Annotated in this window: 24 protein-coding genes and 1 pseudogene; 9 read left to right on the top strand and 16 right to left on the bottom strand. The window is 61.0% G+C overall.

What is annotated here, in order from left to right; genetic code table 11:
* Positions 1-4 precede the first annotated feature (4 nt).
* From NEF64_RS18635 to NEF64_RS18680, 10 genes are all read right to left on the bottom strand, one after another.
* On the bottom strand, positions 5-1,201 hold the full coding sequence (locus tag NEF64_RS18635; RefSeq protein WP_252574990.1) for an AAA family ATPase: 1,197 nt from the start codon (positions 1,199-1,201) through the stop codon (positions 5-7).
* Between the two features lie 430 nt (positions 1,202-1,631).
* Positions 1,632-2,180: a GNAT family N-acetyltransferase gene (locus NEF64_RS18640; protein WP_252574991.1), complete on the bottom strand. Its 549-nt coding sequence runs from the start codon at positions 2,178-2,180 to the stop codon at positions 1,632-1,634.
* Positions 2,177-2,485, bottom strand: coding sequence for a type II toxin-antitoxin system TacA family antitoxin (locus tag NEF64_RS18645; RefSeq protein ID WP_252574992.1), 309 nt, complete (start codon positions 2,483-2,485; stop codon positions 2,177-2,179). The genes NEF64_RS18640 and NEF64_RS18645 overlap by 4 nt, the downstream gene beginning before the upstream one ends.
* 245 nt (positions 2,486-2,730) lie before the next feature.
* Positions 2,731-2,940 (bottom strand): DUF6766 family protein, encoded by a 210-nt coding sequence (locus NEF64_RS18650; RefSeq protein ID WP_056405701.1) that lies wholly within the window; start codon positions 2,938-2,940, stop codon positions 2,731-2,733.
* Between the two features lie 85 nt (positions 2,941-3,025).
* On the bottom strand, positions 3,026-4,669 hold the full coding sequence (locus tag NEF64_RS18655) for a type IV secretory system conjugative DNA transfer family protein (RefSeq protein ID WP_252574993.1): 1,644 nt from the start codon (positions 4,667-4,669) through the stop codon (positions 3,026-3,028).
* Positions 4,670-4,763: 94 nt separating this feature from the next.
* Positions 4,764-5,102 (bottom strand): hypothetical protein, encoded by a 339-nt coding sequence (locus NEF64_RS18660; protein ID WP_252574994.1) that lies wholly within the window; start codon positions 5,100-5,102, stop codon positions 4,764-4,766.
* Positions 5,102-5,656 carry a recombinase family protein gene (locus tag NEF64_RS18665; protein WP_252574996.1) on the bottom strand — a complete coding sequence of 185 codons (555 nt, stop codon included), beginning with the start codon at positions 5,654-5,656 and terminating at the stop codon, positions 5,102-5,104. The genes NEF64_RS18660 and NEF64_RS18665 overlap by 1 nt, the downstream gene beginning before the upstream one ends.
* A gap of 1 nt (position 5,657) precedes the next feature.
* Positions 5,658-5,969, bottom strand: coding sequence for a hypothetical protein (locus tag NEF64_RS18670; protein ID WP_056405697.1), 312 nt, complete (start codon positions 5,967-5,969; stop codon positions 5,658-5,660).
* Positions 5,966-6,190, bottom strand: coding sequence for a conjugal transfer protein TraD (locus tag NEF64_RS18675; RefSeq protein ID WP_133192513.1), 225 nt, complete (start codon positions 6,188-6,190; stop codon positions 5,966-5,968). The genes NEF64_RS18670 and NEF64_RS18675 overlap by 4 nt, the downstream gene beginning before the upstream one ends.
* 13 nt (positions 6,191-6,203) lie before the next feature.
* Positions 6,204-6,533, bottom strand: coding sequence for a conjugal transfer protein TraD (locus tag NEF64_RS18680; RefSeq protein ID WP_252574998.1), 330 nt, complete (start codon positions 6,531-6,533; stop codon positions 6,204-6,206).
* A 174-nt stretch (positions 6,534-6,707) separates the two neighbouring features.
* Here NEF64_RS18680 and traA point away from each other — a divergent pair, with 174 nt between their 5' ends.
* Genes traA through NEF64_RS18695 form a run of 3 tightly spaced genes read left to right on the top strand, consistent with a single transcriptional unit; the run spans position 6,708 to position 10,744 of the window.
* Positions 6,708-9,623 carry a Ti-type conjugative transfer relaxase TraA gene (gene traA / locus NEF64_RS18685; protein ID WP_252575000.1) on the top strand — a complete coding sequence of 972 codons (2,916 nt, stop codon included), beginning with the start codon at positions 6,708-6,710 and terminating at the stop codon, positions 9,621-9,623.
* 3 nt (positions 9,624-9,626) lie between these two features.
* Entirely contained in the window at positions 9,627-10,364 is a 738-nt protein-coding gene (locus tag NEF64_RS18690; RefSeq protein ID WP_156360267.1) for a DUF6118 family protein, read from the top strand.
* A 35-nt stretch (positions 10,365-10,399) separates the two neighbouring features.
* On the top strand, positions 10,400-10,744 hold the full coding sequence (locus tag NEF64_RS18695; protein ID WP_156360266.1) for a hypothetical protein: 345 nt from the start codon (positions 10,400-10,402) through the stop codon (positions 10,742-10,744).
* A gap of 132 nt (positions 10,745-10,876) precedes the next feature.
* On the opposite strand, the gene NEF64_RS18700 is transcribed toward NEF64_RS18695, so the two are convergent.
* The 4 genes from NEF64_RS18700 to NEF64_RS18715 form a co-directional block, all read right to left on the bottom strand.
* Positions 10,877-11,155, bottom strand: a complete 279-nt coding sequence (locus NEF64_RS18700) for a BrnA antitoxin family protein (protein ID WP_082446612.1) — start codon at positions 11,153-11,155, stop codon at positions 10,877-10,879.
* Entirely contained in the window at positions 11,136-11,423 is a 288-nt protein-coding gene (locus NEF64_RS18705) for a BrnT family toxin (protein ID WP_236559438.1), read from the bottom strand. Before NEF64_RS18705 ends, NEF64_RS18700 begins: the two co-directional genes overlap by 20 nt.
* Positions 11,424-11,525: 102 nt before the next feature.
* Positions 11,526-12,023, bottom strand: coding sequence for a hypothetical protein (locus NEF64_RS18710; RefSeq protein ID WP_235516303.1), 498 nt, complete (start codon positions 12,021-12,023; stop codon positions 11,526-11,528).
* 43 nt (positions 12,024-12,066) lie between these two features.
* Entirely contained in the window at positions 12,067-12,630 is a 564-nt protein-coding gene (locus tag NEF64_RS18715) for a recombinase family protein (protein WP_252575002.1), read from the bottom strand.
* A 186-nt stretch (positions 12,631-12,816) separates the two neighbouring features.
* Between NEF64_RS18715 and NEF64_RS18720 the strand changes: the two genes are divergently transcribed.
* The 6 genes and pseudogenes from NEF64_RS18720 (at position 12,817) to NEF64_RS18745 (ending at position 18,571) form a co-directional block, all read left to right on the top strand.
* Positions 12,817-12,999, top strand: coding sequence for a hypothetical protein (locus NEF64_RS18720; RefSeq protein ID WP_252575005.1), 183 nt, complete (start codon positions 12,817-12,819; stop codon positions 12,997-12,999).
* A 76-nt stretch (positions 13,000-13,075) separates the two neighbouring features.
* Complete coding sequence (locus NEF64_RS18725) at positions 13,076-13,408, top strand: YnfA family protein (protein WP_252575082.1); 333 nt, start codon at positions 13,076-13,078, stop codon at positions 13,406-13,408.
* A gap of 205 nt (positions 13,409-13,613) precedes the next feature.
* A pseudogene (locus NEF64_RS18730) lies at positions 13,614-13,976 on the top strand (recombinase family protein); the annotation flags it as partial.
* A 289-nt stretch (positions 13,977-14,265) separates the two neighbouring features.
* Complete coding sequence (locus tag NEF64_RS18735) at positions 14,266-15,432, top strand: hypothetical protein (protein WP_252575012.1); 1,167 nt, start codon at positions 14,266-14,268, stop codon at positions 15,430-15,432.
* Between the two features lie 458 nt (positions 15,433-15,890).
* On the top strand, positions 15,891-16,697 hold the full coding sequence (locus NEF64_RS18740; protein ID WP_252575014.1) for a hypothetical protein: 807 nt from the start codon (positions 15,891-15,893) through the stop codon (positions 16,695-16,697).
* A gap of 416 nt (positions 16,698-17,113) precedes the next feature.
* Positions 17,114-18,571: a serine hydrolase domain-containing protein gene (locus NEF64_RS18745; RefSeq protein WP_252575016.1), complete on the top strand. Its 1,458-nt coding sequence runs from the start codon at positions 17,114-17,116 to the stop codon at positions 18,569-18,571.
* An 833-nt stretch (positions 18,572-19,404) separates the two neighbouring features.
* On the opposite strand, the gene NEF64_RS18750 is transcribed toward NEF64_RS18745, so the two are convergent.
* Together NEF64_RS18750 and NEF64_RS18755 are read right to left on the bottom strand one after the other, a co-directional pair.
* Positions 19,405-20,046 (bottom strand): DsbA family protein, encoded by a 642-nt coding sequence (locus NEF64_RS18750; RefSeq protein WP_192143054.1) that lies wholly within the window; start codon positions 20,044-20,046, stop codon positions 19,405-19,407.
* A 275-nt stretch (positions 20,047-20,321) separates the two neighbouring features.
* Positions 20,322-21,791 (bottom strand): tetratricopeptide repeat-containing sulfotransferase family protein, encoded by a 1,470-nt coding sequence (locus tag NEF64_RS18755; RefSeq protein ID WP_252575017.1) that lies wholly within the window; start codon positions 21,789-21,791, stop codon positions 20,322-20,324.
* Positions 21,792-21,909: the final 118 nt, after the last annotated feature.

The raw sequence follows: 21,909 nt of genomic DNA on the forward strand, positions 1-21,909 counted from the left end.
TGGTTCACGCGACATGGAGTAGATCTTCCTCACGTGCGGGCTCCACTCGGCCCCAGCCTTGGCGGACGAGCTGCTCAATCTGTCCCATCGCCTCATCGAGGTTGGCGCGGCAACGCTTGTGCGTCTTGGGCGTGCCGATCGGGCGTTCGAGTTCATAGATCGTCATCATACGCATTGCGGCGTGGCTGATCTCGGCGGATTCTAGGATGGGTACCGGAAGCAGGGCAGGGCCGAAGCTCTGTTCCATGATCGTGCGGACCATTGCGTGGCTCGGGTCGTTGGAGTCGAACTTTGAACATATCAACCGTAGGAAGCCGTATTCCACCTCGATACCGGCATGCGCGAGCTGCTGCAGCACCTGGTCCATCATCGACAGGAACTGCACTGTCGAACAGAAATCCGGCGTTGTTGCGGCCAGCGGGACGAGCAGCGCATTCGCCGCCTGCATCACGGCAAGGCTGATCGTCCCGAGCGCGGGGGGAGGATCCAGCAGTACCACATCATAATTGCGCGCGAGGTCGGCCAGCCCCTGCTTAAGTTTGCGGAAGCGTGCGGCGAGTACCGACTGCCCATCCGATCCCGCCGCGGCGAGCTCATATTCGACGTCGAATAACTCGAGGTTCGACGGAATCAGGTCAACGTTGGGCCACGGCGTTGATTTGACTGCATAAAGCAGATCGGCCTGGGTCGGATCGATCGACAGATACGGGTATAGCGTCTCTTCTCGTGTAATATTGAAATGGGGATTGAACCCGAACAGCGTCGTCGTTGTCGCTTGGCTGTCGCAATCGACCACCAGCACACGATAGCCCTGCACCGCAAAATAATGTGCGAGGTGGCAGGTGACGGTCGACTTTCCGACCCCGCCCTTAAAATTCTGCACCGCGATGATTGCGGGAATATCAAGCGGCGCGCGGGCAGGAGAGGCGCCAAGTACCTCGCGCATTTGCAGCAAGTTCTCCACCGAATAGCCGAGTCTGCGCCCGTTTTCGCCCGCCGGGGCGGGGGGGAGGCGACCGTCGTCCTCTGCCATGCGGATCCGGTTGGTCGAACAGCGTAGCAATTGCGCCGCCTCTGCGATCCCGAAGCGGACGTTGAGTCCCTTGCGGGTTTCGGGCAGGAATGCCTTACGCCGTAAGCGTTCGATCATTCGTTCGCCTGCGTCTGCAAGTTCCCCGATATGATTGACGATGGCATTCATGAACCGGTCCAATCGCTCATTTGAAGCTTTTGATAAGACCTTTATAGGTAAAAAGCTTCAAATGAAAGAGCGCGTTCACTAAAAGACTTATTTCGACTTTGCGCTCCGTAACCAGCGTGCGTTACGGAGCAGCATGTGTTGCGATCAGATTTCTTGGCATCACGTTCATTACAAAACGATTTCAAATGGCATCGTCAAAGAGGCAGAAGATGCCAGCTTAGTAGGACGCGGATTTCGGGAAGGCAGTTACTCGCCCCGACTGCAAGCGTTTCAGGGGAAGCCGCCTGCGCTTCCAGCCTTGGTCCGCGAACCCAAATCAGGCTGTGGATCGGTTGCTCGCCAAAGACGCAACAGATGATCAGCAGGCACATGGTCGTCGAGCCGAAACCCATAAACAACGTCCCCTGCGCCGCCTGTCGACCCCTCATGCTCATGACTGCGTAAGCGTTCGAACCGTCGCGATCGGCAGGAAGAGTCGTAAGCCATTGGACGCCAGTGGCTCAAAACCATAGCCGGTATAGAGCGCCACGCGCTTCGCCACCGTGTCGGGGTCGCCACAGTCCAGCACGTCGAGCATGACGACAGCGATCCCCAGCGCATCGGCCGCCACGACCAGCCGCTTGAGGCAATCGACCAACAGATCGCCGCCATAGCCCTGTCCCTGGAACCGGCTGTCGACGCCGATCATCGAGATATAGGCTGCCGGAATGCTCCCATGGGCAGGGCGGGTGCGGGCGAACCGCTCAGGCAATTTGGTATAGTCGATGGCGTGGGCATTGGTGGCGTAGAAGCCAATCAGCTCGTTCTCGGGCCCCGTCATAACAAAGGTGCGGATGTTGCCCGCCTTGGTGAGTTTGTTGGCGGTACGACGGAAGAAGTTGTTGACCTGGTCGATACCACACGAGAAAGCCGCTCGATCATGCCTGGCAGGATCGAGCGGCTCGATAACGATGCGTTTTGCAGTCTCGGCTGCGGTCACCGACTGATGATCGTCTCGCGATGGCGCGCAAAGGCGGTTCGCAGTCGCTCGGTGGGGGCCGGCGGTATGTCGAGCGCGGCGAAGAAGCCGGCATGGTCGATCGGCCGCAAGCTCGTGCGCTCATGCGCCGCGATCGTCTCCATTGCCGAACGATAGGCCGCGTTCATGGTGAAGACGGAGTCGTCCACGCCCGAGAGCGCGGCAGCCTGCTGGATGGCCTGCTTGATGCGCGGCTTGGTGCGGAAGTTCATCCGTTCGCTGCTGCGCTCGTCAACGGCGCCGACCTGATCCTGGAAGCCAAGCATGGCACACCTCCTCTAGCTCTTGGTCCTATGTACGCCTTAGTGGCGTACATTTCAATAATTCGCTGCTGCTTTGAGGTGGCCGTGTCCGGCAGTTGCGATCGCCGCTTTCTATCGCCGGCACGAATGAGGAGGGGGATTACCATCGAGCATGCTTATCGGCATGGGCGCTATCGAGTCAGCGCCTAAGGAACGACCAGGACCGCCGTCGAAAGGAACTCGCTCTGCCAGTTCTGGAAAGACTCGAATCAGAGCTGCGGATCACCGAGATACCCCCAAACGGTAGGTGCGACTTCGCCATACTCACGCGCTTCCTGCGCGGCGACAGCGGCGCTCTGGGTCCACTGCATAACGAACGACAGCAGAAACAGGACGATAAGCACGGTGCCTAGCGAGCGTGCGTAGATCGCTCGCCAGACAGGCCCCCAGCGCAGGATTGCCGGTGCGCCGGGTTTCATCGCCTGCTGTTCGAGATGCTGATCGCGAGGCTCGCCATCTTATACCGGCCATTGGTTCGCAGATCATCGATTTAGCGGCGATCGATTACGCCGGATCAAACCGGCCGGCGAACTCGCGATCAGCATAGTAGCGCAGCTTGGCGGCGATGATCGGCCGCTGCCCGGCGAGGAACAGGAGTTGGCGATCGGGGCGGAGTGTGCGGACTTCATCGGGGGTGAGCAGGGCGCGGCCGACATGCTGTTGCCCGAACGAGAGGCCGCTTTCCTCCGTGTCGATCGCGCGACTCATCGTCTCGAACACGACGGTTTCCTGCCCGGCCAGATCGGAGATGAGCTTGGCGCTGTCCTGATCATTGACCCCGAACACCTGGAGGACGCCGGCGTTCGATAGAAAAGTGCCGGCGCGCTGCCCGTAGAGCGCGCGGAGCTGGTGGACGTCTTGGAGGATCGGCCAGAGCTGGACGCCATAGCCCGCCATAAGCCCCATCGCGCGTTCGACCGGTTCAAGCCGGCCGAGCGCCGCGAACTCGTCAAGCAGGAACAGCACTGGCCAAGGCGGGCGACCCGGTGCGCGCGCCAGCTCGGTCAGGGCTTGCGCGACCATCAAGCGCAGCCAGCGAGCATAGCTGGCGAGCCGATCGGGCGGCAGCACGAGGAACACCGTCGCTGGCGCATCCTTCAACCCGGCGAACGTGAAATCCGAGCTGCCCAGCACCGTCCCCATGCGCGGGGAGTCGAGAAAGTGGGTATGGCGCTGCGCGGCCGACAGCACGCCGGCCGCTTCGCGGTCGGATTTGCCAAGCTGGCGGTTGGCGGCTCGCCCGACCAGCCCCCCTTGCGCCTGCATAGCGGCGAGCTGCGCCGCCAATGTAGCCGGGGCGAGCGTCAGCCGGTCACGCAGTGTGTCCAGGGTGCGAATGGCGGGAGGTTCGGTGGTGACGATGTGGAGCAGGATGCCGGCGATCAGCGCCTTGGCTTCCTCGTTCCAATGCGCGTCGCCGGCCTCGCCGGGTGCGTCGTGGACCAGCGCATCGGCTAGGGTCATGCAATCGTCGGCGAGATCGAGGCCGTGCGGGTCGATGCGATCGAGCGGATTGAACGCCGCCGAGGCCAAGCCGGTGACGCCGAACGGATCAAGGACATGGACGGCGCCGAACTTGCCGCGCTGGCGCGCGGCGATGCGGGCGTTCTCGCCTTTAGGGTCGATGCAGACGACCGCGAACGGATATTCGAGCAGGTTGGGGATGATCGTGCCGACACCCTTGCCGGTGCGGGTAGGGGCGATCGTCAGCAGATGGGCGGGACCGGCATAGCGCATCTGCTTGCCGGTCTTCACGTCGCGACCGATCAGCAGGCCGTGATCGTCGTTGAGCGCCTGGGCTTCCCCGGCTGTGGCAAAGCGGGCCGAACCATGCGTGTCGGCGCTGTCACTATAGTCGAACCGACGAAGCAGGGGCAGGACAAACATCCAGACCATGATCAGCACTACGGCACCGCTGATCCCGAACACGCCAAACTGAGCGACAGCGCCGTTCTTATCGAGGCCGAAGTACCAGATCGCCAGCATCAGCAGGAGGAATAGCGCCACGAACAGCACCATCGTGAACAGGACCACGCCGATAATGTGCCGGGCGAACCGGAAAGGGGCGAGCAGGATGCCGAGTAAGGCCCACATCGGATTGGCACGGGCGGTGCGGGCGAGATTACGGGTGGCGCGCGCAAGGCCCATGCTACTTCCCCAGCGGGAGCGTAATGACCGTGGCGTCGTTACGCTCGGAATATCTCAGATCAGAATATGATAGCGTTCTGCAAAGGTGAGCACATCAAAAACCCGGTCTCTCCTGATCGCTCGGCTCCAATGCTTGCAGCGTGCGGATCGGAACAAGCATCCTCGCCAGCGCGTCAGACATGTCTTGGATGCGACATTCAAGGTCCGCCGCTAGGTCGAACATTTCCTCGGCCATGACCGGATCGGTGTGCCCCTCATTGACGAAGCGCATGGCTAATCCGTGCAGGCGCAGCAGGTCGTGCTGCATCTCCGATGCATTGAAATTATCGCCTTTGAGGTGATCGCGCATCACGTCCAGATCATCCACCGTCCGCAGCAAGGGGCCGGTGTCGAAGGCCGCGATTTGTTCGGTCCTATTGCCGGTTTTGGGCATTACGTCGTCCGCTTCACAATGTCTGATCCCTGCCGCATCCGATCGATATAATTGTAGAGCGTCGATCGGCTGACCTTGTACCGTTTCGCCACGGCGGTCGCGCTCATGGCCTCGCAATCTCTCTGTACTTGTGGCCAGTCGGCGGGACCGAGGATGGCGGATCGACCGGCCGGGCGAGGGGGGCGATCGTCGCTTGGCATGGCGTTCGCCAAAGCATCGAAGGCCGATGTGATCGCGTCGATCGTATCATCGCAGAAGCTGTTCGGGCCGTTCGAGGCAGTTGTCAGCAGCACCGCGTTTCGAGATCGGATGCGGGCCATTGTCGTGATGAGATCGACGCCCGAAACGGCGAGGCAGTCGAGGCGGTAGACCATAACCGTGTCGCCGGGGCCCAATGTTTCGAGAAGCGCCGCACGTCGTCGGAGATCGCGCGGGTGACGACCATGCGTCCGGTCGATCTCAATATCAGAACAGCCTGCGTCGATCAGGCTGGCGAGTTGCACCGCCAGTTCCACATCGGCGGTGCCAGATCGGGCATAGGCGAACGCCGGCATCTCAAACCGCTTCCGAACCCATCCCCGCGACGGCAGGGGCGGAGATGGGCGTGATCGGCAACGAGCGATCGGCGTCGGGATGATCGAGCAGCCGGAGCAGGATTTGCGAGACGAGGGGAGGGGGCACGCCCTCGTCCAGCATCATTGCGAAGAACGCATCGTCGTTGGGCGTCGGGATCATGTCCTCGATGACCAGGTTAGCGCGCGAGTCCGCCATGTCCTCGTGCCACATGGCGATTTCCGCCGGTGTGCCGCGTACGAAATCCATCGCGCGGACTTGCCGACGGATTGCCTCGATATCGAAATCGCTCATTGCGCTTCGCTCCCTTCAGCCTCCGCATCGAACGCGCGTTTTCCGCGTCTTTTCCACAGCGCCAGCATGTTGCCGGCTTCGTCGCCGCGACCACGCCCGGCAAGATCGAGCAGCGCGCCGTAAAGGGTGGCGCGATCGTCGTCCGTCAGCTCAACCAAGCCGGCTTTCTGGACCAGTCCGCCCAGTTCAATCAGATGGCGTGTGCGTTCGCGGCGTTGCACGACCCAGCCCCTGCTATCTGTCCGCCGTTCCGCTGCTTCCGCCCGTAGCGTCGCCGCCCGGTTCAGTCGCAGCGCCCGATCCGTCGATTGCAGCAGCACCGCCACCTTTGCGCCCGCGCCGTTGAAAGAAGGCTGCGCCCTTCGCGCGCCATACCTCCTTCGCGCCCGCATCATTCGATCCGATCGCATCGAGCAGCACGCCGGCGAGTGTTTCCGCATCGAGTGCATCAGCACCCGTGGCGGCGACGAGCTGGCCGAGCTGTTCGACCCGTTTAGCCTTGAGCGCGCGGGCCTTGTCACCCAGCGCTTTCAGTTCGGCATCGTAATCGCGAACCTTCCGCATTGCCTTTACCCTTCCGCGTATCGACCAGCAGCATCTTAGCGTGACCGATCTATGGGTAAAGCCAGAACGAGCAAAAAGCGGCACCAAGTCAACCACAGGGAGCGAAGCAGATTGTGAGTGCGCGCTTATACGTCGTTGCCGACATGCGCTAAGTAGGGCAGTGTGCGGAGTGTCATGGCGATCTACCATTTCTCCGCCAAGGTTGTGAGCCGTGCAAACGGATCGAGCGCCATCGCGAGCGCCGCCTATCGCTCCGCATCCGAGCTGCACGACGACCGGCTTAACCGTGATCACAATTTTAGTAACAAGGCCGGCGTCATCCACTCCGAAGTGATGTTGCCGCAGGGTGCGCCGGAGCGTTTAAACGACCGCGCAACCTTGTGGAACGAGGTAGAGGCAGGCGAGAAGCGTAAGGACGCGCAGCTTGCTCGTGAGGTAGAGTTCTCGATTCCGCGCGAGATGGATGAGAAGCAGGGCATCGCGCTCGCTCGTGATTTCGTCAAAGAGCAGTTTGTTAAACGCGGCATGGTCGCGGACCTGAACGTGCATTGGGACAAGGCGAAGGACGGCACGCCCAAGCCGCACGCGCATGTCATGCTTGCGATGCGCGACGTGGGGCCGGAGGGGTTCGGGAAGAAGAACCGCGACTGGAACTCGACCGAGCTTTTAAAGGACTGGCGCGAGGCGTGGAGCGCGCACGTCAACGAGCGCATGGCCGAGCTTGGGCTTGAGGGCCGCATCGACCATCGCAGTTACGAGACGCAGGGGATCGGGCTGGAGCCGCAGCACAAGATCGGACCCGCAGCATCGCGCAGGCCGGAGCAGGGACTTGAGGCGGAGCGGATCGAGGATCACACGCGCATCGCCCGCGAGAACGGCGCGAAGATCATCGCCGATCCCAATGTCGCGCTGGACGCGATCACGCGGCAGCAGGCTACGTTCACCGTCCGGGACCTTGCGACGTTCGCGTTCCGGCACAGCGACGGCAAGGAGCAGTTCGACCAGGTGATGGGGGCGGTGCGTGCCAGCCCCGAGCTGGTCGCATTAGGGAAGGACGGACGCGACCAAGAGCGGTTCACGTCCCGCGACATGATCGCGGTGGAGAACCGGCTTGAGCGCGCCGGCGACGAGCTGGCGGGCCGGGGCGAGCACGGCGTCGCCGATCGGCATCGTAACGCGGCGACCGGCGCGGCCGAGGGCCGTGGCCTTGTCCTGTCCGGCGAGCAGCGCGACGCTTTCGATCACGTCACCGGCGACGCAGGGCTGGCGTCCGTCGTTGGCTATGCCGGTTCGGGTAAATCGGCGATGCTTGGCGTCGCTCGCGAGGCGTGGGAGCGGGAGGGCTACACGGTGCGCGGCGCGGCGCTATCGGGCATCGCGGCCGAGAACCTTGAGGGCGGGTCCGGCATCCAGTCCCGTACCATTGCGAGCCTTGAACACGCATGGGGGCAGGGACGTGAGCAGTTAGGTCCCAAGGACGTGCTGGTGGTGGACGAGGCCGGCATGATTGGCTCGCGCCAGATGGAGCGCGTGTTGAGCCAGGCGCGTGACGCCGGGGCCAAGGTCGTGATGGTCGGCGATCCCGAGCAGTTGCAGGCGATCGAGGCGGGTGCGGCGTTCCGCAGCATCACCGAACGCCACGGCGCGGCCGAGATCACCGAGATACGCCGGCAGCGCGAAGACTGGCAGCGCGACGCCACGCGCGCGCTGGCGACCGGGCGCAGCGGCGAGGCGATCCACGCCTATGATGGCAAGGGCATGGTCCACGCGGCCGACACCCGCGAGCAGGCGCGGAGCGAGCTGGTGAACGGTTGGGATCGCGCGCGTCAGGCCGAACCCGGAAGCACCCGGATCATTCTCACCCACACCAACGCCGAGGTGCAGAGCCTCAATGGCGAGGCGCGGGGTCAGTTGCGCGCGAGCGGCGACCTTGGCGACGACGTGACGGTGAAGGCCGAGCGCGGCGAGCGCCAGTTCGCGACCGGCGACCGCATCATGTTCCTTCGCAACGAGCGCGGCATGGGGGTCAAGAACGGGACGCTGGCGACGATCGCGCGGGTATCGCCCGAGGGCATGGCGGTGCGGCTCGATGACGGGCGCGGGGTCGCGTTCGACTTGAAGGATTACGCCCATGTCGATCATGGCTATGCGGCGACGTTCCACAAATCGCAGGGCGTGACGGTCGATCAGGCGCACGTCCTCGCGACCCCGGGCATGGACCGCCACAGCGCCTATGTCGGCATGTCGCGGCACCGTGATGACGTGCAGCTTCACTATGGCCGCGACGATTTCGCCGATCAGCGCCAGCTCGTCCGTGCCCTGTCGCGCGACCGGGGCAAGGACATGGCGGGCGATTACGCCCGCCCCCAGCATGATCAGGCGCGGGCGTTCGCCGATCGGCGCGAGATCCGGTTCCCGGAACTCGCGCGCCAGGTGGTGGCGAAGGTCCGCGACAAGGCGCGGGGCATGTTCGATGGCTTCCGGCCGAAACCGGCGATCGAGAAAGCGACGTCGCCAGAGCGCGTCGCGGCTGATCGGACGCTGGCACCTTCGCAGGCGCGCGCGATCGAACGCTATGGACGTGCCGCAGCCGATATAGGCCGGATGCGGGACAAGGGGTTGCCGGTGCTGGCGCACCAGGAACAGGCGCTGGCGAAAGCCGGTGACGCACTCGACCAGGTGCGACCGCATGGCGCGCGCGACCTCGCCAGCGCGATCAAGCGCGATCCCCGTCTCGCGCGAGATGTGGTCGAAGGCAACACGGCCGGCGCGGCCAAGGCGATGGAGGCGGAACGCCAGGTCCGCACCGACCCGGAAAAACGCGCGGGCCGGTTCGTGGAACAGTGGCAGGGTATGAAGGAAGCGCACGCCAGCATGAAGCGTGCTGGCGACCGTGAGGGCGCGGAGAAGCTGGGTAAGCGGATGGAGGGCATCGCGGGTGGGCTGCATCGAGACCCGCAGCTCGAATCTGCGTTGACGCGACGCGCTCCCGAACTGGCGTTGAGCATGGAGTGGGGCCGGTCGATCGGGCAGGAACTGGCGCAGTCGGTCAGCATCGGGCGTGACCGCGACCGTGGCATGAGTGGGTAGGCGATGATGGACGACGATATTCAAGATGGCGGTGATCCCGCAGAGGCGTTCGACCGGTTGCGCGCTGTGGTAGAACGCCAGGACCGTGAGCTGGCTTTGTTGCGGCGCGCCGTGGAAGGTTTGGCAGCCGAGCGGGCGCATATCGACGTTCCTGACTATTCCGAGACGCTGGGTCGGATGCAGCAGGGCGTGGACGCCACGGCCGATCAGATTGCGGTCATCAACGACGTGATCGCGCGGAGTCCGGCCCTGGCAATGACGCCCGAGCAGATGGCGCAGCGGATTGCCGCAGCGGGCAGCGTTGCCCGGCGCGAGGATCAGGCGGCGTTCGCCAAGGCGGGCGAGGATAAGGCCCGCGTTATGGCTGATTTGCGCGCCATCGCTGGTTCGGCATGGAATAGGCACGATCAGAAAAACCGGCAGCTATGGTTCGGGCTGGGCGGAGTGACGATTGGCATCCTCGCATGGGCTATCCTACCGGGCCTTGTCGCGCGCGAGGTCGCGCCGGCTGGTTGGCAGTGGCCCGAACGCATGGCGGCGCGGACGCTGCATTTGCCCATGTGGGATGCGGGGCGGCGTCTGCTAATCGCAGATTCGCCAAAAAACTGGAACGTGATGGTCGATGGCTGGAACATCATTCAGAAGAACAGTGAGGAAATAAAAAAATGCCGGAAAGTCGCTATCAAGAGTCGCGACACAGCACGGTGTACTATCAAGATCGATGCTGAGGAGGGCGCGTAGCCGTCGACAGTACGCGTCAGAGCAGGAGTCAGGTTATGATTGGCTGGTCGATTACGGTCACCCGGATGACGCCCGAAGAGTACCTGCTGAAGCACGACCGCGATGCAGTGCTGGCTAACTGGAAGGTCGGCGCGATGGGAACATGGTGGCTGGATAAGTTGGTGGCGGCGGGCGCGGCGCGTCGGGTCAAGTCGGGTGGCTATCCCGACATCTACACGGCACCGGCGGGATCGATCGTGCCGCTGCTGTTTGGTCATGAGCTGCCGTCAGATGAGGACGTGCCAATGCGCAAACCGCACGAAATCACGATTGAGCGGGATGAGCTTGCGAGGTGTTCGGCCGACGAGACGCTGACGATCGTGGTGTGGGATCAGAGCTAATGAATGACGCACCATTGCATAATCAGCCGATTGATAGGCGTACGGTAGTGCGGGGTAAGACCGTATCCACCAATTTTACACCTATGCTCATGTCATGCTCGTCTGCGGGTTACCGGGTGTCTAAACCCTGCGTCAGGCCTGTGCCTCAGACACATAGCGGCGTAGCACGCGGTTGATGTCTGTCTGATATCCACGACCCTGTGCGTGTTCTTTGAACCAGGCCACCACATCGGCATCAAGGCGAAGTGTAACTGGCTTTTTGATCGGCCGGTACAGACCGGGCTGTCGCGCGTGCAGCCAAGCTTCGGGTAAAGCTTCCGGGATGTCGTTGGTATCGATCTGATCGTCTGGCATCGCTGCCAGATTGTTGAGCTGATCTTGTAATTCGGGGCTAAGCGCCTTCTTGCTCATAGCGGTACCTTTCCTGCTTTGTTGCCTTGCGGGCGCTGATGATGCGTATGCGATCCTCGTCACCGGCGTCGGGATAGCTATGTACGACGACCAGCACGACAATCGGTCCCACCAAGCCCAGTGCATGCCATCGTTGTTCGGCGCCCTCGACGCGGTCAGGGATAATGACATGAAGAGGGTCGTTCCAAACCTCCTTGGCCAGCTCGAATGACACACCGTGCTTGGCGAGGTTGAATACAGCTTTTCGGTCATCCCATTCGAACGACACACCAACTCCTGCGTTTACAATATTGTATGTACAGCCCATCTGCAGCAATCGCAAGCCGGAGCAGGCTTTCGGTGTTGCCTTGCGGCTCAGCAACGCCAGTGGTCAAAAGTTTGCATATAGCGACCGGCTGTCATCGAGCATGCTGATGGGGGTAGGTCCGATCCAGTCGGCACCCAGCAGCGGGTAGGGTCCGTGGAAAAGGTCGCCCAGCGCGCGTCGGTAGTGCGCGTTCATCCAGCGCCGGCGACGGTGCTCGGGACCGTCATGGATCATGTGGCAGCGCTGACATAACGCCGCGAGCTGATCGAGCGCGCTGTCGCTGGGATCATGGTTCAGGTGCGCGCAGGCGAGTACCACCGGGGTCCAGCGTCCTTCTAGCAGGATGTTCTCGTTCGGACGTCGTGTGCGCCGCCCCTTGCCGTTGCGCCAGTATCTCCGGCTGCGATCCCACCAACGGCCGTCACCGAGGTGGAACACCTTCTGCCCATGCGGCCGTCCACAATGCTCGCAGCATCCCCCTGCGCGCACGAAGCGGACGTGGTGTGAGATCTGTGGCCAGTCGATCGGATAGAGGAACACGTGCTCGAGGCGGATCGGCATCAGGCTTCCGATCGCAGTGCGTTAGGACGCGGCATGCACGGCATCATCCGGTCTGCGCCGCGGCAGCCAGCGCGCGGTAGAGCGTGGCATGATGACATTTGAGCAGCTTGGCGGCTTCACGCACCGATGTGCCTTCACTCACGAGCCGCTTGCCTAGTGCAATCTGCTCGGCAGTTAACTTGGGCGGGCGCCCGAAGCGCACTCCTCTCGCCTTCGCTGCCATCCGACCGCTACTGGTGCGCTGGTGGATCAACTCGCGCTCAAACTCGGCGATGCCAGCGAACACAGTCAGCACCATGCGACCCGCAGGCGAGGTCGTATCTGCCCAGGGCTCGGCCAGCGAGCGCAAGCCGGAGCCTACCTCCTTCAGTTTCTCGGCAATATCGAGCAGGTCGCGGGTCGAGCGTGCCAGCCGGTCCAGCCTGGTCACCACCACCGTGTCTTCATCGCGCAGCTGCTCGATCATCTTGGCAAGCTGGGGTCGGTCACGCTTTGCGCCCGAGATCTTCTCCTCGAACGTCCGCTTGCATCCGGCCTCCTTCAACGCGGCGCGTTGCAGCCGAAGATCCTGGTCATCGGTGGACACACGGGCGTAACCAATCAACATGTCGCACAACTGTATCGGAACTAATGCATTATGCAACAGATTTTAGCGACACCGGTCTATGAGAGAACACAAGCATCGGTATGCTGTCGCGAAATTTAGAACATTCACGACACGAGGGCGCCGAGTTTTGGGGATCGGCCACACGCATGCCATTGGTGGTACGATCATCGTATGCTGAAAATACGGATGAAGCGGGAAGCAGCGCAGAACGCGGGCGCCATGAAGCGTCTCTTGCAGATTGAAATGTCGATCATAGAACTCGGAGACGAGGACCTGCTCGATCTTGCCGACATTTTTAGAGAGAGATCCCAGACGGCCATCGCGCAGTATGCCTTTGCTGAAATGGCCCGGCGCGAAATCAGCCTTTGAGCTGTCGGGGCAATGCGGACCGAATGACGGCTTCTGCCCATTTGCCGACGTTCGTCGGTTCTGCGAAAGCTTCAAAATGACTGCTTTCGCCTTCATTGGAGCCGCTCTGGCTGAGATCGCCGGGTGCTTCGCCTTCTGGGCATGGCTGCGGCTCGGGAAATCTGCGCTGTGGATCGCTCCCGGCATCCTCTCGCTATGCCTTTTCGCGTACCTCCTAACCCTTCCCCAATCGGATCAGGCAGGCAGGTCCTATGCGGCTTACGGCGGCGTCTATATCGCATCGGCGGTCGCGTGGCTGTGGTTCGCTGAGGACACGAAGCCTGACCGCTGGGACCTCCTCGGGGCAGCAATCTGCCTTGTTGGGGCGGCGGTGATCTACTTCGGGCCACGAACGGCGAGCGGCAGCTAACCACCAATCGCGGACATCGGTTTGATCGTCCACCTTTACGCAGATGCTGCTACGAAGCGATCAGACATGAGCTACCAGACCGACCGTCGAAGCCGAACACGAGCCATCGCCGTATACGGGATCGGTTTGGCTAGGGGCGAAATGACACCCTAAGCGGTGGTGCTCTTGGGCCAGAGGTATTCGCCGGTGAACAGAATGTGCGCCCAACCCGCTGTCGGGCTGCCTGTCGGTAGTCGCGATGTGCGGCATGACCTTCGAGGTCGATACGCCGCACGGCCGGATGATGGCAACGATGCTGGCTGGCATCGCGCAGTTCGAGCGCGACATGCTGAGCGAGCGAGTTCGCTCCGGACTCGCCGCGGCACGGGCGCGGGGCCGGAAGTTTGGGCGGCAGGTTGGCTACCGCCCTAAGTCCGACCGCTTGGCACCCAAAGTGCTGGCGCTCATTCCCGAGAGCCGCGGTTATCGCTGGATCGCCCGCGATCTCAGTCTCAGCAAGAACGCCGTCGCTGCGATCGTCGGGCGGGCGCGGATGGAGACGGCTCCCGATATCGAAACGGCGGAATAAGCGGTACCCTCCGGATATCATTGAGAGCGGCATTAAGACACTTCTCGCCCTTTGAACTGACCCGAAGCTTGGCCAAAGGAGTCCTTTGATTGACCTATCAGCAGGGGCTTCGAGCAGGGGCCGGTCGAGACAAACTGATGCCGACTAGACGTGCGTTGGAAGACGATCCATCTTCGGCATCGGGATTATGAGGAGCAGCCGAATGAGAGTGGCTATAGGGCTGGCAATCGTCTTTGCTACGCCGCTTTGGGCGCAAGTGCCCCAGCCCGGTGGCCCGGTGGTTACTGCAATGGCTGCGTACGACAATGGTCGCTATTTAGAAGCAACCGACAAACTCGCCGTTGCCGCGTTCAATACGCACGGTAAAGCCACTGACGAATACGCGTTCCAGATGTGGGAGCAGGTCAGCTCGGCGGTCACCAACGAGCTTGATCTGGCAACGCTCGACAAGTCTCGGCCGCCTAGACCCGCTGACACCGATTGGGACAAGGCAATCGCGGGTTCAGTCGGGCGTGACGCGATCGCGGAGATTGTTCGCCGCGCGCGAGACACGGGCATCGTGATCCTCAATGAAGCGCATAGCCACCCGCGCGATCGTGCCTTTGCCTGGCGGGTCGCGCAGGCGCTGCGCCCGTTGGGCTATTCGGTGCTTGCGGCGGAGACGTTCGACAACGAACCCCCTTATGCTGGTAAGCCGACCCTTGTGGAACGGCTCGCCCACGATCGCTTCGTCCGGATCAGCACCGGCTTCTATACTCGTGACCCGGTATATGCCGCGTTTCTGCGCAACGCACTCGCTATCGGTTACGAGCCGGTGTCATATGAACAGAACAGCCTACAGCGGCCCAAGGGACGTCTCCCACGACGCCAAAGCATCGAAGCGCGAGAACAGGCCGAGGCGGATAATCTTACCGCAATCCACCGGCGCCTGCCTACAGCCAAGCTTCTGATCTATGTAGGCCACAGCCACGTTGCCGAGGCAGCGCTTGATGAAGATAACGGTGGCAAGATCGAGTGGATGGCCGCACGGCTAAAGCGAATGACCGGCATCAACCCGCTGACAATCGACCAGACCACCGTGACCGAGGTGCAAGCCTCTACTCGCCAGTCTTATTATATGGCAGCCGCGCGCGTGAAAAATAGCGACGGTATCCTGTTCGAGGGCGACCGGCCGTTGGTGCTCGGGCAATATGCCGGGGCGGTTGACCTGCAAGTCGTCCACCCTCGACGCACCTATCGCTATGGCCGTCCTTCCTGGTTAGGCGATCTTGGTGGCGAACCGTTGTCCATTCCCAAGACGCTTATTCCAACCGATGGACACCGGCTCGTCCAAGTTTTTGCTGCAACCGCACCTACCGATGCGGTTCCGCTAGATCAGTTTGTCGTCCGCGCCGGATCGCCCCCCGCCATGCTAATTGCCCCCCGGGGGCCGGTCCGTTTCGTCACCCAACCATGACAGTGACGGATCCATTCACGTGTCTAGACGGGCTCGACCGGCCTACCATTCGGCTTAGGGTGTCATTTCGCCCTTAGCCGGGACCGGCCCCTATACGTGGCCCTTCTTTGCGTTGGCGCGGCACTAGGCTTCCTTGTCAGGCTCGGCGTGATAACTGACCATATCCTCTGGTAGCAGCGGCCGACGGCCATTCGAAGGTCCGCAATCGACCAAGTCGTGCCGTTCTGAGGCTCCTGGGCCGCCCCGCTCACTCGGAAGTCGACCGGCTGCGATCGGACGTCCGACAAGCATGCTCGGCAGCCTCAGCCGCTAGCACGAACAACGCGTCGCCAAGACGTCCTTAAGCGTGAGCCCCTGCTAAGGTTATCGGTTTCAGAGCGCCTTAACTTGATAGAACAATGCTTGACGCAAATCCCCATGCATCCGATGGTGATTAAAATTGCAGGGAGAGCGCACCGATGAAGCTGCTTGTTACGGGCATTGCCCTGATCGTGCTCGCCGGATGCAGCCGCGCCCCGGAGGGCAGCGCAGGGGAGCCCGACGTCGCCGGCAACGCGATCGCCGGCGTGGCATTCGACTACAGCTATTCCTTGGTCTTGCCCTCGACGCGCATAGGGGATCTGCAGGAGGACCATGCCCGCGCGTGCGAAAGCCTCGGTACCGCGCGCTGTCGCATAACAGGGTTACGTTATAGCGTTGACCGCCAAGGCGACGTGAACGCCAGCTTGGCGGTCAAGGTCGCGGCGTCGATCGCCCGGACCTTTGGCCGCGACGGTGTCAAGCGTGCCGAGAGCATGGGCGCGACACTAACCGGCGCCGACATCAGCGGTACCGACGTTGCCTCCGAGGCAGCCATCACGACCCTTCAACAGGCCGATCTGGACAGCGACCGTGCGCGCATCACGCGGGAACTCGCCCGCCTTGACCTCTCGCCACGCGAGCGTACCGAGCTTCTCCGTCAGCAGGCGGCGCTTGCAGAACCCGTTCGTGCCACCGCGGCCCAAGCGGCGACGCAGCGCGAGAGCCTGGCCAACACGCCGATGACCTTCGCGTATCGGACCGGCCGGGGAACGGGGTTGATCGACCGGTTCCGCGATGCCGGCGATACCGCGCTGGGCTCGATCGGCCTGACGCTCGCCGCTCTGCTCTGGGTCGTAGCCGGACTTGGGCCGCCCTTCCTCGTGTTAGCGCTTGTATTTCTGTTGTGGCTTCGATGGGGCCGTCGTTGGTGGGGTGCCCTAGTCGAGCGCGCCGACCCTTCATGACGGTCTTGACCGTCAGGTCGCTCCCCTAACGTCTCGGTCCTTCCGAAAGGGGCCGGGCCGCTTCCCGCCAATTCCGGGTATTCGTCTTTCGCCCAAACCCGGACGTTCAGGCTGGCGATCCGGGCGCCCAATAATAACGGCCATTCGTTCAGCGCGATCTTTCCCGTTTCTCCGTCTCCGATTGGCTATTTCGGGAAAGAGAAATTGGGAACAGATCTTGGGAAAGCGAAACTCGCAGGCGTTCGTCAGCGCGATCGAGGCGGCGAGACTCCCCGATCTACGTTCGCTTTCGGGAAAGCCGGCTCGACCGCTATCGCTAAAACCGGCCGATCAATAGATCGTCGATCGTCGGAATCGCTGGCACAGAAGCTTCAAACCAATCAGGATACACCCAACCACAACGAAAAGGCTGGTGGATGCTCCTTCCTATTCTCGCGATGATGTTAGCTTCTACGAGCCCTTCGGAGCCATCTTCGTCGTTGCCAATCTGCAACGGAGTTGAACCGACTGCTGGAACTCAACCTCCCTCAATTGTTTCCGCGCTACGGATGTCTGAAGCTTGGTTTCAAGCTTCTAAAACGGCGAATGACGACGATTTCATCGCCTTAATCAATGATGGAGGACCAAAGATTCCCGGTGGCCCGGCCGAGTGGTTGGAAATGAGGAGCTTTCTAAGCAACCTTCAACTATGCGGTGTAAAATCCGTTGATAATAACAACCTATACATTTGGGTCTTTGATAGGAACGCGGATTCTTTCGCCGTTACACAGTTTAGACTAAATGCAACCGTCTCCGAAAAACCTGAATTTGTCGGCGCATTTCTAACCGACGAAGCACCACTTGGCTACGTGAGACCAGAACCGCTCACGTCTCGTATGCTTGTCAAAGCTGTGGAAGAGCGTGTAGGTGGCAAAGCGGCTAAAGACCATTTTTCGGGCGCAGTTCTGATTTCTCATTCGGGACGCATACTTTTTCAAAAGGCGTATGGTTTAGCGGATAGAACGAACCACAAACCAAACACTCTCAATACGCAGTTCCGCTTCGGTTCGATGGGCAAGATGTTCACGGCCGTAGCCATAATGCAACTGGTTCAAGAGAATAAGATTGACTTGGATGCTCCCATTGGCCGCTACTTGACCGGTTATCCAAACCCGGACGTTGCCACGAAGGTCACTGTTGCTCACCTCCTTACACACACGGGCGGAACCGGTGATATCTTTGGGCCGGAATTTGATAGACGAAAAAGCTCGCTGCGTACTCTGACGGATTACGTCGCGCTGTATGGTTCGCGTGCGTTAGAGTTCGATCCCGGCAGCCGCTCCTCGTATAGCAACTATGGCTTCATCCTGCTGGGTCGAATCGTTGAGACCGTATCTGGGCTTAGCTACGATGACTACACCCGACGATATGTATTCGCGCCAGCAGGAATGACGTCGACGGGTAATGATCCTGAGCGTTCAATCTTACCTCGTCGGGCCGTGAGTTATATGGGGTCTGGTACTAAAATCTCGCGAGCGGATGATACCCTTCCGTTCAGTGGCACCTCCGCTGGAGGAGGCTATTCGACAGTAGGTGATTTCAATAGGTTTGTTAACGGTCTGACTTCCTACCAGCTACTGGGACGTGAAACGTTTCAGAGGTTAAAAGACGGTGGATTGAAAACTAGCGGCGGGCATTTTACCCATTTTGATTTCGGTGGATCAATGGCAGGGATCGGCCCGTATATTGGTCACGGTGGCGGAGCACCCGGCATGAGCGGTTCGTTATTCCACTTCTTGCAGAACGGCTACACGATCGTCGTATTGGCCAACCGCGATCCCGGCACTGCCGAAAGCATCTCTAATTTTACGGCGCACCGCTTGCCCGCTAATTAAGCCGCCGAACCGCAAGGAGCGTCTGATTCCAGTCAACCCGGACATTCCCGAAATCCGACCCTTTTTGGGAAGGGCGGCAGCTGCTTAAGGTCGGCTATCGCTACCCGCCCTCCCGAAAGCAGCCGGTCCGTTGACCACCATTTATCGTCATTCATCGATTGGGTGTGCGGAAAACCCGGTCGTAATCACGACTATGCGACAAACAGGTGTTTTACGCCATCTAAGCTACCTGCTGGCGCAGACTTTCGCTCGATCACAAAGCTGATCGGGAATACCTCGTCACAGTTTGCAAAGATCATCACTGCCGTGTTGGGAGAAGCCGGAAACTACCAAGCACGCGGCTGCCCACCGACCCGCTTAGCTGCGGCTGATTCTATCTCGTTTAAGTCGGCTTGCGTCAGAGCGCCGGCTGCGAGCATCTTTCGCATCAACTCGTCCAATAGGGCCGCAAGGAAGTGTATTTCACGTCGTTCTGAGCCCGTGTCTTCGCCCTCGGTGTTTACTTCCATGCGCCGTTCCCTGGTTCGCCGTGCACTTTAGACACGGCCATTAACGTCCGCTAGGCGAGCATGTTGCACACCCCGCGTCATAAATCCGGGCAACCGTTTTCGTCGCGGAAGGATCTACGTCACTCAAAATGTCGGACATAAATACTTGGGTCAGGAGCGTATCTGAGAAGGTCGACCTGTCGTCACTGACTCGTGCACGACAGAAGGATATCCTCCGACGACAGCCTCTTGATCGTCTCAAGACGCGATCGCCGATCCTGCATGTTACGACTTACGTGTTTCTTCCGACAGGGCGTTCGATCATGTTTGCATCTTCCCCGATCATCAGCCGTCCGCTCGCGCCCGCGCAAACAGCCGTTTAAAGTCACTTGTCTCGATCGCTCCCATCGCCAGCATACGTCCGGCAAGATAGCCCGGGGTGCCGGTCAGACCGATCGAATAGGCCTCTTGGCCGTTTGCACGCAAGCGCGCGGCGACGACTTCTGCATGTAAAGCAAGCCACTTCGTCGCGCGCTGCCAGTCCCCTCCAGCACTGGTAACGGCGTCTCGCAGCATGTCGTCGTCGATTATACGACTGTCGGTCATCAGTTGGCGATGAATGGCCGGATAGATTTCCTGTTCGGCACAGGCGAGCGCGATGCTCGCAGCACGTTCGGACGGTGGACCGAAGATCGGCCAGTCCTTATAGATGACCCTAACCTTGCTATCGCGTTCCACCGCCTCTTCCAAAGCGTGGAAGGCATGACGGCAGGCGGGGCAGCGGTAATCGGTGAAGACGGCAAGCCGGAGCGTCGCATCGGCTGGACCTTGCTCGGGTGAATTTCCACTGGTCAGGATCAGGTCGGCGGTCGCCCCAACATCCCGACCGATTGGAGCCGTGCGACGCAGCACCTGCCCGACTGCCCAGCCAGCCACGACGACAGCCCCAAGCCCTACCGCCTGCCTCCGATTAAGTGGCTCTGGCATATTCAGCTCGTCCGAGGCTTGCTGAAAGCCGCTGCGACTAGACGGCGTAAAGTCGGCAGATCGATGGCCCCGGCTACCACTTGCGCGCCGATGAGCAGCGGTCGTGTCCCGTTGCATGAGCCGAATGAGCCTTGGGCCGGCATTCGGCCAGCTAATCGCAAATTGGCTCGGGCGGCAGTGGGAGATGTTTAGCCGCAATATTTTGCCGGGGCCGGCCTTGCTTGTGCGTCGGCGAGTACACGTCGCTCATCTACGGCCTCCTTACATAGCCTGATTCAGATCGAGCCTCTTGCATCAATGGGTCCGGTACAATTCGCGATCGCATCAGTGAAAGGGCGCAAAAATGAGCGATAGGGTTCGGCCACGCCAAGTCCATCCGTATTTATAGGACGACGCACCTGAAGTCCGCTGGCGGTACTGACGCGGCGCTTGGTGAGATGTGGCGTATGCACCGCATCTTCCTCGCCAAGTCCGCAATGCGAAATAATGTTCGACGTCCAGAGTGCCGGTTTCCCCACCATGTCGGCAAAGGGAACGATCAACAGTCGGTCACCAAGCCGTCGCTTCCAGAAGGCCATCAGTTTTGCCTCGAGTTCAAAATGGTGCGCAATGTCGTCGAGATCGAAACTCCACCCGACTCCGTGAATGAAGAAGGTACGGAAGCAGGACCACGCGTTATCCAGTGGATCGCGCTGCATCCAGATGAGCGGGACGTTGGGGAAGATCGTCGCGATTAGGCCTAGGTAGCGACTGGCATCGATGGTTTTGTCAACGATCCGTCCGGCAGATCCGGCGCGCTCCGTCAGCAGATGCAGGTACAGGTCGCCGAGCGCGATAAGCGTGCCGCCCCCGGCGAGATATTGATCAATGGCGTGGCCTGATACGCCACCGGCAGTGACGGCTACATGCTGGATGACGTTGAGTTCTCCGCCGTCGTGCACCTGACTGTGGCTTGCAAGTATATGTTCAACAAGCGTTGTCCCCGACCGAGGCAGGCCCGTGACGAAAATCGGGCGGTCGGTATCGGCGGTCGCATGCGTTTGCATTCGCTTGAAGAATTCCGCATCGAAGCCCGTCATCGCGGAAAGTGCATTGGCGGCGTTGGCGTCACGACTATACGGTGTCTCTGATTTCAGCAACGCGGCACCTCGCAAATAGGCCGAGAACGCGGCTGCCGGATCCTTGCGGTCGGCATGCAGCTTACCACGTGCGTAGCAATATCGGGCCAGGTCGGCGGGACCCTGGCGTTCAGCGGCAGCAGCTTCGGCGAGCATTTGTTCGGCCATCCTATCCTCTGCAAGATTTCCCGTGCTGGCGAGCGAGAGCCAGGCCGGTCCCCACCCGGGGCGATGTTCCAGCGCATTGAGAAGATGCCCGCGCGCGGCGTCGGAATGCCCCAGCGTCAGCGCAATGTTGCCCAGAACATAGGCATGGCCTGCGCGGTCAGGTACATTTTCGGGAAGCTGGATCAATAGATCATGCGCATCCTGCTGCCGGTGGGCCTGTGTCAGAAGCACGACCTTTGAATATCGCGCCATAGCCGGGTTGGCGGCTGAAGCGATAAATGCATCGATTGCGCGAAGTGCCAGCGTATATTCGCCACTGACCTGCATTAGATGCGAAATTGTCTTCCAATGCTCGCCGATTGGGGCTTGCTCATCAAGCAGTGTTACCACGGCGCGATTCGTCGCCACGCGATCACGCCGGCTCAGCGCTGCTTTCAATTGCGCCAGCCTCGCCGTCAACTTCAAGTTTATGGTTGCGGGCATTGTCGCTGGTCTATCCTCTCATGGCGCCGAAACCACGCCCTTCTGTGCATGGCCGATGCATTTAAATCACACAACTGACCCAACCGTTCAAACG

Source organism: Sphingomonas aerolata, assembly GCF_023935825.1.
GTDB classification, from domain to species: domain Bacteria; phylum Pseudomonadota; class Alphaproteobacteria; order Sphingomonadales; family Sphingomonadaceae; genus Sphingomonas; species Sphingomonas aerolata.

What these genes read in the sequence shown, in the direction of transcription:
- NEF64_RS18635 (WP_252574990.1), bottom strand. Translation starts at nt 1,201, where the DNA reads ATGAATGCCATCGTCAATCATATCGGGGAACTTGCAGACGCAGGCGAA.
- NEF64_RS18645 (WP_252574992.1), bottom strand. Translation starts at nt 2,485, where the DNA reads ATGCTTGGCTTCCAGGATCAGGTCGGCGCCGTTGACGAGCGCAGCAGC.
- NEF64_RS18650 (WP_056405701.1), bottom strand. Translation starts at nt 2,940, where the DNA reads ATGAAACCCGGCGCACCGGCAATCCTGCGCTGGGGGCCTGTCTGGCGA.
- NEF64_RS18655 (WP_252574993.1), bottom strand. Translation starts at nt 4,669, where the DNA reads ATGGGCCTTGCGCGCGCCACCCGTAATCTCGCCCGCACCGCCCGTGCC.
- NEF64_RS18660 (WP_252574994.1), bottom strand. Translation starts at nt 5,102, where the DNA reads ATGCCCAAAACCGGCAATAGGACCGAACAAATCGCGGCCTTCGACACC.
- NEF64_RS18665 (WP_252574996.1), bottom strand. Translation starts at nt 5,656, where the DNA reads ATGCCGGCGTTCGCCTATGCCCGATCTGGCACCGCCGATGTGGAACTG.
- NEF64_RS18670 (WP_056405697.1), bottom strand. Translation starts at nt 5,969, where the DNA reads ATGAGCGATTTCGATATCGAGGCAATCCGTCGGCAAGTCCGCGCGATG.
- NEF64_RS18680 (WP_252574998.1), bottom strand. Translation starts at nt 6,533, where the DNA reads ATGCGGAAGGTTCGCGATTACGATGCCGAACTGAAAGCGCTGGGTGAC.
- traA (WP_252575000.1), top strand. Translation starts at nt 6,708, where the DNA reads ATGGCGATCTACCATTTCTCCGCCAAGGTTGTGAGCCGTGCAAACGGA.
- NEF64_RS18690 (WP_156360267.1), top strand. Translation starts at nt 9,627, where the DNA reads ATGATGGACGACGATATTCAAGATGGCGGTGATCCCGCAGAGGCGTTC.
- NEF64_RS18695 (WP_156360266.1), top strand. Translation starts at nt 10,400, where the DNA reads ATGATTGGCTGGTCGATTACGGTCACCCGGATGACGCCCGAAGAGTAC.
- NEF64_RS18700 (WP_082446612.1), bottom strand. Translation starts at nt 11,155, where the DNA reads ATGAGCAAGAAGGCGCTTAGCCCCGAATTACAAGATCAGCTCAACAAT.
- NEF64_RS18710 (WP_235516303.1), bottom strand. Translation starts at nt 12,023, where the DNA reads ATGCCGATCCGCCTCGAGCACGTGTTCCTCTATCCGATCGACTGGCCA.
- NEF64_RS18715 (WP_252575002.1), bottom strand. Translation starts at nt 12,630, where the DNA reads ATGTTGATTGGTTACGCCCGTGTGTCCACCGATGACCAGGATCTTCGG.
- NEF64_RS18720 (WP_252575005.1), top strand. Translation starts at nt 12,817, where the DNA reads ATGAAGCGGGAAGCAGCGCAGAACGCGGGCGCCATGAAGCGTCTCTTG.
- NEF64_RS18725 (WP_252575082.1), top strand. Translation starts at nt 13,076, where the DNA reads ATGACTGCTTTCGCCTTCATTGGAGCCGCTCTGGCTGAGATCGCCGGG.
- NEF64_RS18735 (WP_252575012.1), top strand. Translation starts at nt 14,266, where the DNA reads ATGGCTGCGTACGACAATGGTCGCTATTTAGAAGCAACCGACAAACTC.
- NEF64_RS18740 (WP_252575014.1), top strand. Translation starts at nt 15,891, where the DNA reads ATGAAGCTGCTTGTTACGGGCATTGCCCTGATCGTGCTCGCCGGATGC.
- NEF64_RS18745 (WP_252575016.1), top strand. Translation starts at nt 17,114, where the DNA reads ATGCTCCTTCCTATTCTCGCGATGATGTTAGCTTCTACGAGCCCTTCG.
- NEF64_RS18750 (WP_192143054.1), bottom strand. Translation starts at nt 20,046, where the DNA reads ATGCCAGAGCCACTTAATCGGAGGCAGGCGGTAGGGCTTGGGGCTGTC.